This window comes from Streptomyces sp. NBC_01264 (assembly GCF_026340675.1).
Lineage (GTDB): Bacteria > Actinomycetota > Actinomycetes > Streptomycetales > Streptomycetaceae > Streptomyces.
Window position 1 is genome coordinate 5,025,237 of record NZ_JAPEOX010000001.1, and the last position, 16,474, is coordinate 5,041,710.

16 protein-coding genes are annotated in these 16,474 nt (G+C 72.8%); 8 read left to right on the forward strand and 8 right to left on the reverse strand.

Features of this window, described 5'->3' with window-relative positions; translation table 11 throughout:
• Positions 1–57: 57 nt before the first annotated feature.
• From OG435_RS23335 to paaA, 5 genes are read right to left on the reverse strand one after another with little or no spacing between them, the layout of a single operon-like run.
• Positions 58–1,221, reverse strand: a complete 1,164-nt coding sequence (locus OG435_RS23335; RefSeq protein WP_266879360.1) for a 2Fe-2S iron-sulfur cluster-binding protein — start codon at positions 1,219–1,221, stop codon at positions 58–60.
• Positions 1,222–1,743, reverse strand: a complete 522-nt coding sequence (gene paaD / locus OG435_RS23340; RefSeq protein WP_430625675.1) for a 1,2-phenylacetyl-CoA epoxidase subunit PaaD — start codon at positions 1,741–1,743, stop codon at positions 1,222–1,224.
• Positions 1,737–2,483, reverse strand: a complete 747-nt coding sequence (gene paaC, locus OG435_RS23345; RefSeq protein ID WP_266879364.1) for a 1,2-phenylacetyl-CoA epoxidase subunit PaaC — start codon at positions 2,481–2,483, stop codon at positions 1,737–1,739. Before paaC ends, paaD begins: the two co-directional genes overlap by 7 nt.
• Entirely contained in the window at positions 2,480–2,764 is a 285-nt protein-coding gene (paaB, locus tag OG435_RS23350; RefSeq protein WP_243331024.1) for a 1,2-phenylacetyl-CoA epoxidase subunit PaaB, read from the reverse strand. Before paaB ends, paaC begins: the two co-directional genes overlap by 4 nt.
• Positions 2,761–3,810, reverse strand: a complete 1,050-nt coding sequence (gene paaA / locus OG435_RS23355; RefSeq protein ID WP_266879367.1) for a 1,2-phenylacetyl-CoA epoxidase subunit PaaA — start codon at positions 3,808–3,810, stop codon at positions 2,761–2,763. Before paaA ends, paaB begins: the two co-directional genes overlap by 4 nt.
• Before the next feature lie 144 nt (positions 3,811–3,954).
• Between paaA and OG435_RS23360 the strand changes: the two genes are divergently transcribed.
• From OG435_RS23360 to OG435_RS23370, 3 genes are all read left to right on the forward strand, one after another.
• Positions 3,955–4,620, forward strand: coding sequence for a DUF5819 family protein (locus OG435_RS23360; RefSeq protein WP_266879369.1), 666 nt, complete (start codon positions 3,955–3,957; stop codon positions 4,618–4,620).
• A gap of 26 nt (positions 4,621–4,646) precedes the next feature.
• Positions 4,647–5,837: an HTTM domain-containing protein gene (locus OG435_RS23365; protein ID WP_266879371.1), complete on the forward strand. Its 1,191-nt coding sequence runs from the start codon at positions 4,647–4,649 to the stop codon at positions 5,835–5,837.
• 228 nt (positions 5,838–6,065) lie between these two features.
• The gene (locus tag OG435_RS23370; RefSeq protein ID WP_266879373.1) at positions 6,066–6,827 is read left to right on the forward strand and encodes a TrmH family RNA methyltransferase; all 762 of its coding nucleotides are present in this window, start codon (positions 6,066–6,068) and stop codon (positions 6,825–6,827) included.
• Here the strand turns inward: OG435_RS23370 and paaN are convergent.
• The gene (gene paaN, locus OG435_RS23375; RefSeq protein WP_266879375.1) at positions 6,824–8,506 is read right to left on the reverse strand and encodes a phenylacetic acid degradation protein PaaN; all 1,683 of its coding nucleotides are present in this window, start codon (positions 8,504–8,506) and stop codon (positions 6,824–6,826) included. The two genes, OG435_RS23370 and paaN, sit on opposite strands and share 4 nt — an antisense overlap.
• A 157-nt stretch (positions 8,507–8,663) precedes the next feature.
• On the opposite strand from paaN, the gene OG435_RS23380 reads away from it, so the two are divergent.
• On the forward strand, positions 8,664–10,226 hold the full coding sequence (locus tag OG435_RS23380; RefSeq protein ID WP_266879377.1) for a 3-hydroxyacyl-CoA dehydrogenase: 1,563 nt from the start codon (positions 8,664–8,666) through the stop codon (positions 10,224–10,226).
• Complete coding sequence (locus OG435_RS23385) at positions 10,223–10,810, forward strand: TetR/AcrR family transcriptional regulator (RefSeq protein ID WP_266879379.1); 588 nt, start codon at positions 10,223–10,225, stop codon at positions 10,808–10,810. The genes OG435_RS23380 and OG435_RS23385 overlap by 4 nt, the downstream gene beginning before the upstream one ends.
• A gap of 81 nt (positions 10,811–10,891) precedes the next feature.
• Here OG435_RS23385 and OG435_RS23390 read toward each other — a convergent pair whose 3' ends face one another.
• The gene (locus OG435_RS23390) at positions 10,892–11,479 is read right to left on the reverse strand and encodes an Lrp/AsnC family transcriptional regulator (RefSeq protein WP_266879381.1); all 588 of its coding nucleotides are present in this window, start codon (positions 11,477–11,479) and stop codon (positions 10,892–10,894) included.
• Positions 11,480–11,656: 177 nt separating this feature from the next.
• Here OG435_RS23390 and pdhA point away from each other — a divergent pair, with 177 nt between their 5' ends.
• The 3 genes from pdhA to OG435_RS23405 are packed head-to-tail and all read left to right on the forward strand — an operon-like array spanning position 11,657 to position 15,194.
• On the forward strand, positions 11,657–12,808 hold the full coding sequence (pdhA, locus tag OG435_RS23395) for a pyruvate dehydrogenase (acetyl-transferring) E1 component subunit alpha (RefSeq protein WP_266882014.1): 1,152 nt from the start codon (positions 11,657–11,659) through the stop codon (positions 12,806–12,808).
• Positions 12,805–13,818: an alpha-ketoacid dehydrogenase subunit beta gene (locus OG435_RS23400; protein ID WP_266879383.1), complete on the forward strand. Its 1,014-nt coding sequence runs from the start codon at positions 12,805–12,807 to the stop codon at positions 13,816–13,818. The genes pdhA and OG435_RS23400 overlap by 4 nt, the downstream gene beginning before the upstream one ends.
• Positions 13,818–15,194, forward strand: a complete 1,377-nt coding sequence (locus OG435_RS23405; protein WP_266879384.1) for a dihydrolipoamide acetyltransferase family protein — start codon at positions 13,818–13,820, stop codon at positions 15,192–15,194. Before OG435_RS23400 ends, OG435_RS23405 begins: the two co-directional genes overlap by 1 nt.
• 287 nt (positions 15,195–15,481) lie before the next feature.
• Here the strand turns inward: OG435_RS23405 and OG435_RS23410 are convergent, their stop codons facing one another.
• Complete coding sequence (locus OG435_RS23410; protein ID WP_266879385.1) at positions 15,482–16,459, reverse strand: NAD(P)H-quinone oxidoreductase; 978 nt, start codon at positions 16,457–16,459, stop codon at positions 15,482–15,484.
• Between the last annotated feature and the right edge of the window lie 15 nt (positions 16,460–16,474).

Sequence of the window (16,474 nt, forward strand, 5' to 3'; positions counted from 1 at the left end):
AAAAGCACAGCCTGGAAACGTGACAGGGGGACGGCAGTGGAGGCGACGACGGGTCGATCAGCGGTCGAAGTCGATCTCCACGTCCTCCGACACCGGGTGCGACTGGCAGGCCAGCACGAACCCGGCCTCCGTCTCCTTCTCCTCCAGCGCGAAATTGCGCTCCATTCGCACCTCGCCCGAGACGACGAACGCCCGGCAGGTGCCGCACACCCCGCCCTTGCAGGCGTACGGGGCGTCCGCCCGGGCCCGGAGCACCGCGTCGAGCAGGGACTCCCCGTCGCGCACGGGCCAGGTGCCCGAGCGGCCGTCGAGGCGCGCCGTGACCCGGCCGCGGGTGGCGTCGGCCGAAGCGGTGGGCGCGGGGCGCGGGGCGCTGTCCTCGACGTGGAAGACCTCCTCGTGGACCCGGGTGCGGAGCACGCCGAGCGCGCCCAGCGCCCGCTCCGCTCCCGTCACCAGGCCGTAGGGGCCGCACAGGAACCAGCCCGTCACCTCCGTGACCGGCAGCAGGGCGGGCAGCAGTTCGGTCAGCCGGTCCTCGCCGAGCCGCCCGGAAGGCAGCCCGGCCTCCTGCTCCTCCCGGGACAGCACGGTGACGAGCTGGAACCGGTCGGGATAGCGGTCCTTGAGGTCGGCGACCTCCTCCAGGAACATCGTCGAGGCCGCGCTGCGGTCGCTGCGCACCAGGCAGAACCGTGCGTCGGGGCGGGCGGCCAGGAGGGTGGCGGCGATCGACAGCACCGGGGTGATGCCGCTGCCGCCGACGATCGCGGCGTAGTGCGCGGCGGGCGGCGCCGCCGCGGGGTCCAGGACGAACCGGCCGGCCGGGACCATCACGTCCAGGACGTCCCCCGCGGTGATCTCCTTGTGGGCGAAGGAGGAGAACTCCCCGCCCTCCACCAGCCGCACCCCGACCCTCAGCGCGGCGGGACCGGGCCCGTCCGCGGCCGGGGCGGCGGAGCAGATGGAGTACGTGCGCCGAACCTCCGACGTGGCAGCGGTTCCGGCCGCGGCGGAGCCGCTGCGGCGCAGGGTGAGGTGCTGGCCGGGGGAGTGCCGGTACTCGGCGCGCAGCTCCGGCGGGACGGCCAGGGTCAGGGCCACGGAGTCCTCGGTGAGCCGGTCGACCGCCGTCACCGTCAAGGTGTGGAACGCGCCGTGGCGCGCGGGGCGCGTCGGGCTCGCGGACCCCAGCGTGGGCGACGGCGGTGACACGGCCATCTACAGCTCCTTGAAGTGGTCGAACGGTTCGCGGCAGGCGACGCAGCGGCGCAGCGCCTTGCACGCGGTGGAGGAGAACCGGCTGAGCAGCTCGGTGTCGGTCGATCCGCAGTTCGGGCAGCGGACGGACAGGGTGAGCGGCACGGGTCCGCCGGCGGCGTGCGGCCGCGGCGGGGCGATGCCGAACTCGGCCAGCTTGCGGCGGCCTTCGGCACTGATGTCGTCGGTGGACCAGGCGGGGGCCAGCACGGTCCGGACCCGGACCTCCCGTATGCCGTGGTCGGTCAGGATCCGCTCGATGTCCGCGGACATGGCCTCGATGGCCGGGCAGCCGGTGTAGGTGGGGGTCAGGGTGACCTCCACGTGGCCGTCCTCGTGCATCCGCACCCCGCGCATCACGCCGAGCTCGGCGAGGGTGAGCACGGGCAGTTCGGGGTCGGGGACGGAGCCGGCCAGTGCGGCCAGCTCCACCTCCAGCCGGGTCTGCTCGGTGCGGGCGTCCGCGGCGGTCCCGGTCACCACGATGCCCCCGGGTGGCTGCGGTGCAGGTGCTGCATCTCCGCGAGCAGTCGGCCGAAGGACTCGGTGTGCAGTCCCTGCCGGCCGGCTCCGGCGGCCCAGGCGCCCTGCCGGGGGCCCTGGGGCAGCTCCAGTCCGGCGCGCTCCAGTACGTCGCCGAGCGCGGCCAGCCAACGGCCTTCCAGGGCGGCCCAGTCGAGCGGCTCGAGCCCGGCCACCGGCTGGAACATCTCTCCGGTGTACTTCCACAGTCCGTCCAGGCCGGCGCGCATCCGGCGCCGGCTCTCCTCGGTGCCGTCGCCGAGCCGCAGCGTCCACTGCTCGGCGTGGTCGCGGTGGTAGGCGGTCTCCTTGACCGCCTTGGCGGCGAGCGGTGCGAACGGGCCGTCGCCGAGGGCGATCTCCCCGTAGAGCTCGTGCTGGTAGAGCGAGAAGTAGAGCTGGCGCGCGATGGTGTGGGCGAAGTCGCCGTTCGGCTGCTCGACCAGCTGGAGGTTGCGGAAGGACCGCTCCTCGCGGAGGTAGGCCAGCTCGTCCTCGTCGCCGGCCGTCGACAGCAGGACGCGGGCCTGGCCGAGGAGGTCGAGGGCGATGTTGGCCAGGGCGACCTCCTCCTCCAGGACGGGCGCGTGGCCAGCCCACTCGGCGAGGCGGTGCGAAAGGATCAGCGCGTCGTCGCCGAGGGCCAGCGCCGCCGTCACGGCGGAGCTCGCCGTCGTCGTGTCCGTCTCGGTGCTCGTCACAGGTGCTGCACCCCCTCGGGGATCTCGTAGAAGGTGGGGTGCCGGTACGGCTTGTCGGCGGACGGGGCGAAGAACGGGTCCCGCTCGTCCGGGGAGGAGGCGGTGATCTCCGTGGAGGGCACCACCCAGATGGAGATGCCCTCGCCGCGCCGGGTGTAGAGATCGCGGGCGTTGCGCAGGGCCATCTCCGCGTCGGGGGCGTGCAGGCTGCCCGCGTGCGTGTGTGAGAGGCCGCGCCGCGAGCGGACGAACACCTCCCACAGGGGCCAGTTCTGCGTCATACCCGAGCCTCGCTTCCGATGGTCGCCGCGGCCGCCGTGGCCGCTGCCTGCTTCTCCGCATACGCCGCGGCCGCGTCGCGCACCCAGGCGCCTTCCTCGTGCGCCGTGCGGCGCTGGCCGATCCGCTCCTCGTTGCACGGGCCGTTTCCCTTGAGGACTTCCCAGAACTCCGCCCAGTCGATGGCTCCGAAGTCGTGGTGCCCGCGCTCCTCGTTCCACTTCAGGTCCGGGTCGGGCAGGGTCAGCCCCAGCGACTCGGCCTGCGGGACCGCGATGTCCACGAAGCGCTGGCGCAGGTCGTCATTGGTGTGGCGCTTGATCCGCCAGGCCATCGACTGCGCCGAGTGCCCCGACTCGGCGTCCGGCGGGCCGAACATCATCAGCGAGGGCCACCACCAGCGGTCGACGGCGTCCTGCGCCATCGCGTGCTGGGCCTCGGTGCCCCGGGAGAGGGCGAGGAGCAGCTCGTACCCCTGGCGCTGGTGGAAGGACTCCTCCTTGCAGATCCGGACCATGGCCCGTGCGTACGGCCCGTAGGAGCAGCGGCAGATCGGGACCTGGTTGGTGATGGCCGCGCCGTCCACGAGCCAGCCGATCGCGCCCACGTCGGCCCAGGTCAGCGTGGGGTAGTTGAAGATCGAGGAGTACTTCTGCTTGCCGGCGTGGAGCTTGTCGAGGAGCTCGTCGCGGCTGGTGCCCAGGGTCTCCGCGGCGCTGTACAGGTACAGGCCGTGTCCGGCCTCGTCCTGGACCTTGGCCATCAGGATCGCCTTGCGGCGCAGGGAGGGCGCGCGGGTGATCCAGTTCGCCTCGGGCTGCATGCCGATGATCTCGGAATGGGCGTGCTGGGCCATCTGGCGGACCAGGGAGGCGCGGTACTCGTCGGGCATCCAGTCGCGCGGTTCCACCCGCTCGTCGGCCGCCACGGCCGCGTCGAAGGCAGCCGCGAGCTGCGCGCCGAGGTCGGCGGTCACGCCGATCCCCGCGTCCTGCCCTGCGTCCCGCCCCCCGGTCCCCGATGTCACTGCCGGGGTCACTGTCACCATCACGGCCCCCTGTCAGAGGTCTTTTCCCGCCTCGTCCGCCCGACCGACCGATCGTTCGGTTCATGCTCTTCAATGGTGGGACGAGGGCCCGTAGGGTGTCAACCTCTGTGGTCAACCCTGTGGACACCGGATGATCGGGGCGGGATGGATTCGAACGCGCGCGAGCCCCTCGCGGGAGTGGCTCCGCCCCCGCCCAGGGCGCCCGGAATCGCCGGCCTGTCCACCCCGTACCGGGTCGTCACGGCCCTCGCCCTCGGGGCGGTGGCGGTGGCCGCCTGCTGCCACCTGGCCCTCGTGTTCCTGCACGTGGCCCCGTCCAACACGGTCAGCAAGCGGAACGCGGGCTCGATCGACTACTGGATCTACCCCGAGTTCGAACAGAACTGGAAGCTCTTCGCCCCCAACCCGCTCCAGCAGAACATCGCCGTGGAGATGCGCGCGGAAGTGCGGACGGACGACGGCCGGCTGGTGACGGGCACCTGGCGCGATCTGTCCGCCGAGGACGGCGCGGCCATCCACCACAGCCTGCTGCCGAGCCACACCGAGCAGAACGAGCTCCGCCGGGCCTGGGACTTCTTCACCGCCTCCCACGACGAGGACAACAAGTCCACCGGCGAGCGCGGCGAACTGGCCGAGCAGTACCTGCGCCGGATCGCCCTGGACCGGCTGGAGCCCGCTGGGGACGCGGAGGGCCGGATCGTACGGATCCAGGTGCGCGGGGCGACCGCGGAGGTCGCCGCGCCCCACTGGTCCGACGAGAAGACCGACACCCAGACCTACTACCGGGAGCTGCCGTGGTGGACGGTGTGACGGGGTCCGGTGTGACGGGGTCCGGGATGGAGGGGTCCGGTGCGACGGGCCTCAAGGCCTCCGCCGGGCGGGCGCTGGCCCGGGTCAGCGGGCAGGCGCTGGGGCCGTACCAGAGCGCCGTGGTCCGCATCGGATTCGCCGGGACCTGGCTGTTCTTCCTGCTGCGGGAGCTCCCGAACCGCCACGAGCTGTACGGGCCGGACGGACCGTGGAGCTGGGAGCTGGCGCGGCGGCTGATCGACTCGAACCGCGCCTTCACGGTGCTGATGTGGTCGGACTCGGCGCTCTGGTTCGAGATCGTCTACGCGGTGGCCGTGCTGTCGTCCGCCCTGCTGATGCTGGGCTGGCGCACCCGGGCGACCTCCGTGGTGTTCATGGTCGGCGTGCTGTCCCTGCAGAACCGCAGCGTCTTCATGGGCGACGGCGGGGACAACGTCATCCACCTGATGGCGATCTACCTCGTGCTGACCCGGTGCGCACAGGTCTGGTCGCTGGACGCCCGCCGTGCCCGCCGCCTCGGCGCGGCCTCGGCCGGGCGGGCGGGGCCGGTGCTGTGGGGCGTGCTCGGGGCGGTGTTCGCGTACGGGGCGGTGACCGGGGGGTTCAGCACCGGCTGGCTGGTGGCCTTCACGGCCCTGTGGGTGCTCGCCGCCCTGTGGTGGATGGTCGACCGCTACGAGCCGGAGGGGGAGGGGCGGGCCGTCCTCGACGTCCTGGCCAACCTGCTGCACAACGCCGGGATGCTGGTGATCATGGTGGAGGTCTGCCTGATCTACGCCACGGCCGGCTGGTACAAGATCCAGGGGTCGCGGTGGCAGGACGGCACGGCGCTGTACTACCCGCTGAACCTGGACTACTTCACCCCGTGGCCCGGGGTCTCGGCCTTTCTCGCGAGCAGCGGGACGCTGGTGATGCTGCTGTCGTACGGGACGGTCGCGGTTCAGGTGGCCTTTCCGTTCACGGTGTTCAACCGGCGGATCAAGAACGTGCTGCTGGCGTTGATGATGCTGGAGCATGCGGGGATCGCGGTGCTGTTGGGGTTGCCGTTCTTCTCGTTGGCGATGATCGCCGCTGACGCGGTGTTTCTGCCGACGGCGTTCCTGGTCTGGCTCGGGGCGCGGGTCGCTGCGCGGCGGGTGGGTCGGGGGCGGCCCGTCCCGGAACCGGAGCCGTACGCGGATCCGGAGCCCGCGCTCCCCAGCCCCGTTCCGCGCTGAGGCTTGGCCCTGCGGGGCTTGTCCCCTACCCGCCCTTCCACCATCCCCCAGACTCCGTCCGGGGGGACCCCAGCCGGGCTCCGCCCGGACCCGTTTCCGCGTGCGGCGCCGTTGCCGGGGGCCAGCCCCCGGACCCCCGCTCCTCAAACGCCGGAGGGGCTGGATCTTCGCCGGAGGAAGGGCGGGTAGGGGGAGGAGCGGGTGCTGAGGGGACCGTACGCTCGGCGTATGAGTGAGTACGGGAGTCCCGAGGAGATCGCACGGCAGTGGCAGGGGGCTGCCGAGAGGCAGGACCTGGTCCTCCTCGACGGGTTCCACGCGCTGAAGCACGCCCTGCGGTTCGGGGCGGACGTGCGCTTCGCCGTCGCCGAGGAGCCGGAGGCCGTACGGGGCCTCGCGCGGGAGCTGGCTCCGGATGTGGAGGCGGACGTCGCGCGGCTCGTGCGGCGGGCTCCGCTCAAGGGGCTGCTGGCGCGGGTGCACCCCACCGGGGTGGCGGCGCTCGCGGTCCGGCCCGGTCGGGCCGAGGGGCGGGCGCGGCTCGACGCACGGCCCCGGACGGCCCCGATCGTGCTCCTCGACAACCCCCGCAACCTGGGCAACGTCGGAGCCGTCGTCCGGCTCGCCGCAGGCTTCGGCGCCACCGGCGTGGTCACCCGGGGGGATCTGGACCCCTGGCACCCCAATGTGGTCCGGGCCGGCGCGGGGCTGCACTACGCCACGACCGTGGACCGGGTGGAGCTCGACACGCTGCCGCCCGGCCCCCTGTACGCCCTCGATCCGGAGGGCGAGGACATCCGCGCCCTCACCCTCCCGGACGAGGCCCTGCTGGCCTTCGGCTCCGAACGCCACGGCATCTCGCCCGAGCTGCGCGCCCGCGCCGATCACCTGGTGTCCCTGCCGATGCGGCCGCAGGTCTCCAGCTACAACCTGGCCACCAGCGTGGCCATGACCCTCTTCCACTGGGGCGGGCCCAGGGAGAGCCTCTAGCCCTGGCGGCGGACCTCCACCACGCGGAAGCGGTTCGAGACGAACGCCCCGTCGCACAGCGCGGCGTTCGCCGCCGGGTTGCCGCCGGAGCCGTGGAGGTCGGAGAAGGCCGCGGTCTGGTTCACATAGACCCCGCCCGTCAGGTTCAGCGAGAGCTGCGCCGACTCCTCCAGGCAGACCTCCTCGATGGCCCGCTCGGTGTCCGCGGACGTGGTGTACGCGCCGACCGTCATCGCGCCCTTCTCGCGGACCGTGCGCCGCAGCAGGTCGAGGGCGCTCTGCGTGGAGTCGACCGCCACCGCGAAGGAGACCGGGCCGAAGCACTCGGAGAGGTAGGGGGCGGAGTCGTCCGGCTTGGCGGAGTCCAGCTTCACCATCACCGGGGTGCGCACGACCGCGCCCGGGAACTCGGGGTTCGTCACCTCGCGCGAGGCCAGCGCGACCTCGCCGAGCCCGGCCGCCGCCTCCAGGCGGGCCTTGACGTCCGGGTTGACCAGGGCGCCGAGCAGGGCGTTGGCCCGTGCGTCGTCGCCGAGCAGGCCGCCCACCGCGCCCGCGAGGTCCGAGACGACCTCGTCGTAGGACTTGTGCCCGGCGTCGGTCTCGATGCCGTCGCGCGGGATCAGCAGGTTCTGCGGGGTGGTGCACATCTGGCCGCTGTAGAGGGACAGGGAGAAGGCCAGGTTGGACAGCATGCCCTTGTAGTTGTCGGTGGAGTCCAGGACGACGGTGTTGACGCCGGCCTTCTCCGTGTAGACCTGCGCCTGGCGGGCGTTGGCCTCCAGCCAGTCACCGAACTCGGTGGACCCGGTGTAGTCGATGACCTTGATCTCGGGCCGGACGGCGAGCTCCTTGGCGATGCCCTCGCCCGGACGCTCCACGGCCAGCGCGACCAGGTTCGGGTCGAAGCCGGCGTCGGCGAGGACCTCGCGGGCCACCTGGACGGTCAGCGCCAGCGGGAGCACGGCGCGCGGGTGCGGCTTGACCAGCACCGGGTTGCCCGTGGCCAGGGAGGCGAAGATGCCCGGGTAGCCGTTCCAGGTGGGGAAGGTGTTGCAGCCGATCATCAGGGAGATGCCGCGCGGCACGGCCGTGAAGGTCTTGCCGAGCTCCAGTGGGTCCTTCTTGCCCTGCGGCTTCGACCAGTCGGCCTGCCCCGGGACGCGGGTCTGCTCCTCGTAGGCGTAGGCCACCGCTTCGAGACCGCGGTCCTGTGCGTGCGGGCCGCCCGCCTGGAACGCCATCATGAAGGCCTGGCCGCTGGTGTGCATGACGGCGTGCGCGAACTCGTGCGTCCGCGCCGAGATCCGGGCCAGGATCTCGATGCAGACCAGGGCGCGCGCCTCGGGCCCGGCGTCCCGCCAGGCGCCCATGCCGGCCCGCATCGCGGGCAGCAGCACCTCCGGGTCCACGTGCGGGTACTCGACGCCGAGCTCCACGCCGTACGGGGAGGTCTCCGCGCCCGTCCAGCCGTCGGTGCCGGGCTGTCCGAGGTCGAGCCGGGTGCCGCGCAGCGCCTCGAAGGCGGCGAGGCCGTCGGCCGGCGCGGTCTCGCCGTACGCCTTGGGGTGCTCGGGGTGCGGGGACCAGTAGGCGCGGCTGCGGATGGTGGCCAGCGCCTGGTCCAGAGTGGGCCGGTGCTTGGCGGACAGCTGGGGGACGGTGAGCTCGGCGGCCATCAGGGACCAACTCCTCTTTGAGCCGGGCGGGATCAGGCGATCGGGGCAGGCAAGAAGGGATGAACAAGAGCAGACTGGAGTTAGAGTAACCGAACGATCGGTCGGGACAAGAGGGCCCGGCAGACCTGTGGACAAGTCTGTGCGGGAGGATCTGGGCATGACAGCAATCGAGCGGTCCCGCACAGTGGCGGTCGTCGGCGCCGGCACCATGGGGCAGGGCATCGCCCAGGTCGCCCTTCTCGCAGGTCACCGGGTGCTGATCTACGACATCAACGCCGCACTGGCCTCCGACGCGGTCGGGTTCGTCCAGGACCGGGTCGAGCGGATGGCCGCGAAGGGCCGGCTGGACCGGGCCGAGGCAGAGGCCGCGATCGGCCGGATCGGTGCTGCGGCCGGTCTCGCCGAGCTGTCCGACGTGGCCCTCGTCGTGGAGGCGGTCGTCGAGGACGTCACCGTCAAGCGGGCGCTGTTCGCGGCGCTCGAAGAGGTGGTTTCGCCGGACGCCCTGCTGGCCACCAACACCTCCTCCCTCTCCGTCACCGAGCTCGCCGCCGGCCTCGCGCACCCGGGCCGCTTCCTGGGTCTGCACTTCTTCAACCCGGCCCCGCTGCTGCCGCTGGTCGAGGTGGTCTCCGGGTTCGCCACGGATCCGGCCGCCGCCGGCCGTGCGTACGCCACCGTCCTGGGCTGGGGGAAGACGCCGGTGCGCTGCGCCGACACCCCGGGCTTCATCGTCAACCGGATCGCCCGGCCCTTCTACGCCGAGGCCTTCGCGGTGTACGAGGAGCAGGGCGCCGACCCGGCCACCATCGACGCCGTGCTCCGCGAGAGCGGCGGCTTCAAGATGGGCCCCTTCGCGCTGACCGACCTGATCGGCCAGGACGTCAACGAGGCCGTCACCCGCTCGGTGTGGGAGTCCTTCTTCCGCAGTCCCAAGTTCACCCCGTCCCTCGCGCAGCGCCGGCTGGTCCAGTCGGGCCGCCTCGGCCGCAAGTCGGGCCACGGCTGGTACCCGTACGGCCCGGATGCGAAGGCCCCGGCCCCGCACACCGCCGGCCCTGAAGAGGCGCCCGAGAAGGTGACCGTCGTCGGTGACCTCGGACCGGCGGCCGGGCTCCCGGACCTCCTGGAGGAGGCCGGGATCGCGGTCACGGCCGTCGGGCACGGGGGTCCGTACATCCAGCTGCCCGGCGAGGGGCAGCTCGTGCTCGCCGACGGCAAGACGGCGATCGAGTTCGCCGACGTCGTCTACTTCGACCTCGCCTTCGACTACCGCGACGCCACCCGGATCGCGCTCTCCGTCAGCGAGGACACGAGCGAGCGGACGCTTTCCGAGGCCGTGGGGCTGTTCCAGAAGCTCGGCAAGAAGGTCTCCGTCATCGGCGACGTCCCGGGCATGATCGTCGCCCGGACGGTCGCGATGCTGATCGACCTCACCGCCGACGCCGTCGCGCGCGGGGTGGCGGGCGCCGAGGACATCGACACAGCGATGCGGCTCGGGGTCAACTATCCGGTGGGCCCGGCCGCATGGCACGACCGGCTCGGCCGCGACTGGGCGTACGACCTGCTGCACCACCTCGACGAGCGGTGTCCGGGCGGCCGGTACGCGCCGTCGCTGGCGCTGTACAAGCTCGGCTACGCGGCGGGCGAGGACGAGGGCCCGGAGGATGAGAGCCCGGAGGACGAGGGCCCGGACGACGAGGCGGGGGAGACCGAATGACCACGGCCAAGCGGGACACGTACACGCCCGAGACGCTGCTGTCCGTCGCCGTCCAGGTCTTCATCGAGCGCGGCTACGACGGCACCTCGATGGAGCACCTCTCCAAGGCGGCCGGCATCTCGAAGTCCTCGATCTACCACCACGTCGCCGGCAAGGAGGAGCTGCTCCACCGCGCCGTCAGCCGGGCCCTGGACGAGCTCTTCGCGGTCCTGGCGGAGCCGGGGGCGATACGGGGCCGCGCGGTCGAGCGCGTCGAGTACGTCACGCGCCGCACGGTCGAGGTCCTGGCCCGGGAGCTGCCCTACGTGACCCTGCTGCTGCGGGTCCGGGGCAACACCCGTACCGAGCGCTGGGCCCTGGAGCGCCGCCGCGAGTTCGACCACCAGGTCGCGGAGCTGCTGAAGGCCGCCGCCGCCGAGGGCGATCTGCGGGCGGACGTGGACATCCGGCTCGCGACCCGGCTGCTCTTCGGCATGGTCAACTCCCTGGTCGAGTGGTACCGCCCGCACCCCGGCACGACCCCCGACCAGCTCGCGGACGCGGTGGTCAGCATGGCCCTGGACGGCCTGCGCGCGCAGCGCTGACCGCCGCGTCCCGGGCGGCCGTGCACCCGTTGAGCAGGCGGCGCAGGCCGTCCTCGACGGCACGGGGCCATGGCCGCGTGGTCAGTCCTCGGTGATCGTGGGGCCGGCGGTCTGGTCGCGGGCCAGTAGGTCGGTTTCCTCGAAGACCAGCAGGGTGCGGGTGGAGAGGACCTCCGGGATGGACTGGAGGCGGGTCAGGACCAGTTCGCGCAGGGTGCGGTTGTCCGGGGTGTGGACCAGGAGCAGGACGTCGAAATCGCCGCTGACCAGGGCGATGTGGGCAGCTCCCGGGAGCTCGCGGAGCTGTTCGCGGACCGTGCGCCAGGAGTTCTGGACGATCTTCAGGGTGATGTAGGCGGAGGCGCCCTGGCCCGCGCGTTCGTGGTTGACGCGGGCGGTGAACCCGCGGATCACCCCGTCGTCGATGAGCCGGTTGATCCGGGCGTAGGCATTGGCCCGGGACACGTGGACCTGCTCGGCGACGGAGCGTATCGAGGCGCGGCCGTCCGCCTGGAGCAGGCGCACGATCGACCGGTCGATCGGGTCGAGCGGGCGGGGCGGCGCAGCGGGCGGCCCGGGGGATACCGGCGGTACGGTCGCGCCCCCGAGTGCGCCCCCCGCCGGGGAAGCCGCACCGGAACCCGCTCCGGCCATTTGTTCATCCGTCATCGCCCGATGCCTGCCTCTCCTGGACGTCCTGCACCCATACCAGGGCGTCGACGCCACTTTGTCCACAGCCTGGCGCCGCCTGTAGCCAAATTGCCGGGACAACCGAACAATCGGTAGGTGAGGGGCCTCACACCCGAGGCCTCCCTGCCCGCTTCCCACGAGGAGGTGTACGCCGCCATGACGGTCCAAGAGCTGCCCGGTGCCGGTGCGTCCCACCGCTCCACCCCGCCGCCCGCCTGGAGGCCCCGTACGGATGCCGCCCCGCTGCTCCCGGACCCCGAGCCGTACCGGGTGCTGGGCACCCCGGCCGCCGACCGGCTCGACCCCGAGCTGATGCGCCGGTGCTACGCCGAGCTGGTGCGCGGCCGCCGCTACAACGCCCAGGCCACCGCCCTCACCCGGCAGGGCCGTCTGGCCGTATATCCCTCCACCGTCGGCCAGGAGGCGTGCGAGATCGCCGCAGCCATGGTCCTGGAGGAGCAGGACTGGCTCTTCCCGAGCTACCGCGACACCCTGGCGGCCGTGGCGCGCGGACTGGATCCCGTACAGGCCCTGACGCTGCTGCGCGGCGACTGGCACACCGGGTACGACCCGCGCGAGCACCGGATAGCCCCCCTCTCGACCCCCCTCGCCACGCAGCTGCCGCACGCGGTCGGCCTGGCGCACGCCGCCCGGCTGCGCGGTGACGACGTGGTCGCCCTCGCCATGGTCGGCGACGGCGGCACCAGCGAGGGAGATTTCCACGAGGCCATGAACTTCGCCGCCGTCTGGCAGGCGCCGGTCGTCTTCCTCGTGCAGAACAACGGCTTCGCGATCTCGGTCCCGCTCGCCAAGCAGACCGCCGCCCCGACCCTGGCCCACAAGGCCGTGGGGTACGGGATGCCCGGCCGCCTCGTCGACGGCAACGACGTCGCCGCGATGCACGAGGTGCTGTCCGAGGCGGTCCGGCGGGCCCGGTCCGGCGGCGGACCGACCATGATCGAGGCCGTCACGTACCGCATAGAGGCCCACACCAACGCCGACGACGCCACCCGCTACCGGGGCGACGCCGAGGTCGAGGCGTGGAAGGCGCACGACCCGGTCGAGCTGCTGGAGCGCGAGCTGACCGCGCGCGGCCTGCTGGACGAGGCGGGCATCCAGGCGGCCAAGGACGCCGCCGAGGCGATGGCGGCGGCACTCAGGGACGGTATGAACGCGGAGCCCGTGCTCGACCCGATGGACCTCTTCGGACACGTCTACGCACAGCAGACCGGACAACTGCGCGAACAGGCTGCCATTCTCCGTGCCGAGCTGGAAGCGGCCGACCAGGAAGAGGGGGACGGATCATGACCACGGTGGCGGTGAAGCCGTCGGCCACGAAGCCGGCGACCATGGCCCAGGCGCTGAACCGCGCGATGCGCGACGCGATGGCCGAGGACCCGACCGTCCACGTCATGGGCGAGGACGTCGGCGCGCTCGGCGGGGTCTTCCGCATCACGGACGGCCTCGCGAAGGAGTTCGGCGAGGACCGCTGCACGGACACCCCGCTCGCCGAGGCCGGCATACTCGGCGCGGCCGTCGGCATGGCCATGTACGGGCTGCGGCCGGTCGTGGAGATGCAGTTCGACGCCTTCGCGTACCCGGCCTTCGAGCAGCTGATCTCGCACGTGGCGAAGATGCGCAACCGCACGCGCGGTGCGATGCCGCTCCCGATCACCATCCGGGTGCCGTACGGCGGCGGGATCGGCGGCGTGGAGCACCACTGCGACTCCTCCGAGGCGTACTACGTGGCCACGCCCGGCCTCACCGTCGTCACCCCGGCGACGGTCGAGGACGCGTACGGACTGCTGCGCGCCTCGATAGCCAGCGATGACCCGGTGATCTTCCTGGAGCCGAAGCGGCTCTACTGGTCCAAGGCCGACTGGTCGCCCGAGACGCCCGCGGCCGTCCCCGGGATCGGCGAGGCACTCGTCCGGCGGACCGGCACGAGCGCGACGCTGATCACCTACGGGCCCTCCCTGCCGGTGTGCCTGGAGGCGGCCGAGGCGGCCCGCGAGGAGGGCTGGGACCTGGAGGTCGTGGACCTGCGCTCGCTGGTCCCCTTCGACGAGGAGACCGTCGTGGCCTCCGTACGCCGGACCGGGCGCGCGGTGGTGGTCCACGAGTCCGGCGGCTTCGGCGGACCGGGCGCGGAGATCGCCGCCCGGGTCACGGAGCGGTGCTTCCACCACCTGGAGGCGCCCGTGCTGCGCGTCGCCGGCTTCGACATCCCGTATCCGCCGCCGATGCTGGAGAAGTACCACCTGCCCGGCGTGGACCGGATCCTGGACACCGTGGCCCGTCTGCAGTGGGAGAACTGATGCCGCAGGTCATGGAGTTCAAGCTGCCGGACCTGGGCGAGGGGCTGACCGAGGCGGAGATCGTCCGCTGGCTGGTCGCGGTCGGCGACGTCGTCGCCATCGACCAGCCCGTCGTCGAGGTCGAGACGGCCAAGGCGATGGTGGAGGTCCCCTGTCCGTACGGGGGCGTGGTGACCGCCCGCTTCGGCGAGGAGGGCACGGAACTGCCCGTCGGCGCGCCGCTGATCACCGTGGCCGTGGGCGCGCTGAGCGGGCCGGCGGATGCGGTCGCCGCCGCCGTGGGGCCCCAGGACGCCGCAGACTCCGCGAACGCGCCCCGGCCCTTGATCGGTTACGGCTCGGACCATTCCCGTCCGGCGCGTCGGAGGCGGGTGCGACCCGGCTCCGCCGCGCCGGGGGCGGCTCCCGCGGGTCCGGCTCCGGCCGTGGTCGCGGCACCTGCCGTCTCGGCACCGGCGGCCGTCGCACCGGCCGTCGTCGCCGGGCCGGTGCCGGTCATCTCGCCGCTGGTGCGCAAGCTGGCACGGGACCACGGGGTGGACCTGCGGGCCCTGCGCGGATCGGGGCCCGAGGGTCTGATCCTGCGCGCGGACGTCGAGACGGCCCTGCGCGCACCGGCGCAGCCGCCGGTCGGCGCGGCGTCCGTCGCCGCCCCGGCCGCCCTGGCCGCACCGGCCGCGCCGGAGGGTGCCGCGCGGATCCCCCTCAAGGGGGTCCGCGGGGCGGTCGCGGACAAGCTGTCGCGCAGCCGGCGCGAGATTCCGGACGCCACCTGCTGGGTGGACGCGGACGCCACCGAACTGATGGCGACCCGGGCGGCGATGAATGCCGCGGGCGGCCCCAAGATCTCGGTTCTCGCGCTGCTGGCGCGCATCTGCACGGCGGCGCTGGCCCGCCACCCGGAGCTCAACTCCACGGTGGACCTGGCGGCGAACGAGATCGTCCGGCTCCCGGCCGTGCACCTGGGCTTCGCCGCGCAGACGGAGCGGGGGCTGATGGTTCCGGTGGTCCGGGACGCTCAGGCGCGCAGCGCGGAGTCGCTGTCGGCGGAGTTCGCCCGGCTCACGGAGCTGGCGCGGGCGGGGAAGCTGGCGCCGTCCGATCTCACCGGGGGCACCTTCACCCTGAACAACTACGGGGTGTTCGGGGTCGACGGCTCCACGCCGATCATCAATCACCCCGAGGCGGCGATGCTCGGTGTGGGGCGGATCATTCCGAAGCCGTGGGTGTACCAGGGGGAGTTGGCGGTCCGGCAGGTCGTGCAGCTTTCGCTGACGTTCGATCACCGGGTGTGTGACGGCGGGACCGCGGGTGGGTTCCTGCGGTACGTCGCCGACTGCGTCGAGTCGCCCTCGGTGCTGTTGCGCAGCCTGTAGCTCCGCGGGGCCGGTGGGCGGGTGCGGGTGGTCTGCCCTGCGGGGCGGGCTCCCCTACCCGCCCTCGCCCGTTCCCCGGGCTGCGCCCGGACCCCTCCTGGGGCTCCGCCCCAGACCCCGCGCCTCAAACGCCGGCCGGGGCTGGCATTGCCCTGCGGGCAATCCAGCCCCGGCCGGGCAAAATCAGCCCCTCCGGCGTTTGAGGAGCGGGGGTCCGGGGCGGAGCCCCGGGGAACGGTGGAAGGGCGGGTAGGGGACCCAGCCCCGCGCAGCGGTGTTCCGGTGGGTCAGGTGGTCAGGAGGAGTTTGCCCACGTGGGTGCTTGCTTCCAGGACTCGGTGGGCCTCGGCTGCGTCCTGCATCGGGTATGTCGCGTGCACCACCGGGTGGATGCGGCCCGCCGCGAGGAGGGGCCATACGTGTTCCCGTACGGCTGCGACGATCGCGGCCTTCTCCTCCAGGGGGCGTGACCGGAGGGTGGTCGCGGTGATGGCCGCTCGCTTCGCGAGCAGTGCGGCCAGGTTGAGCTCCGCCTTGATCCCGCCCTGGAGTCCGATGATGGCGAGGCGGCCGTTCACGGCCAGTGCGTCCACGTTCCGGGTCAGGTACTTCGCGCCCATGATGTCCAGGATCACGTCCGCCCCGGCGCCGCCGGTCGCCGACCGGATCTCCTCCACGAAGTCCTGCTCGCGGTAGTCGATCAGGATGTCGGCGCCCAGCTCGGCGCAGCGCGCCAGCTTCTCCTTGGCGCCCGCCGTGACCGCGACCCGCGCGCCCACGGCCTTCGCGAGCTGGATCGCCATCGTCCCGATGCCGCTCGATCCGCCGTGCACCAGCAGGGTTTCGCCCGGGCGCAGACCGGCCACCATGAACACGTTCGACCAGACCGTGGAGACGACTTCGGGGAGGGCCGCCGCCGTGATCAGGTCGACTCCCGCCGGGACCGGCAGGAGCTGGCCGGCCGGGACGGCCACCCGCTGCGCGTACCCGCCGCCGGAGAGCAGCGCGCACACCTCGTCGCCGACCGACCAGCCGGAGACCCCGGCCCCGATCGCGGAGATCCGCCCGGAGCACTCCAGGCCGGGATGGGGCGAGGCGCCGGGCGGAGGGTTGTAGAAACCCTGCCGCTGCAGGACGTCGGCGCGGTTCACGGCGCTCGCCGCGACCTCGACGAGGACCTCGCCGTCGCCGGCCACCGGGTCGGGTGCTTCGGCCCACACCAGGGCCTCGGGGCCGCCGGGCTGTTCGATGGTGATCGCATGCATGGCCGGAGGCTACCG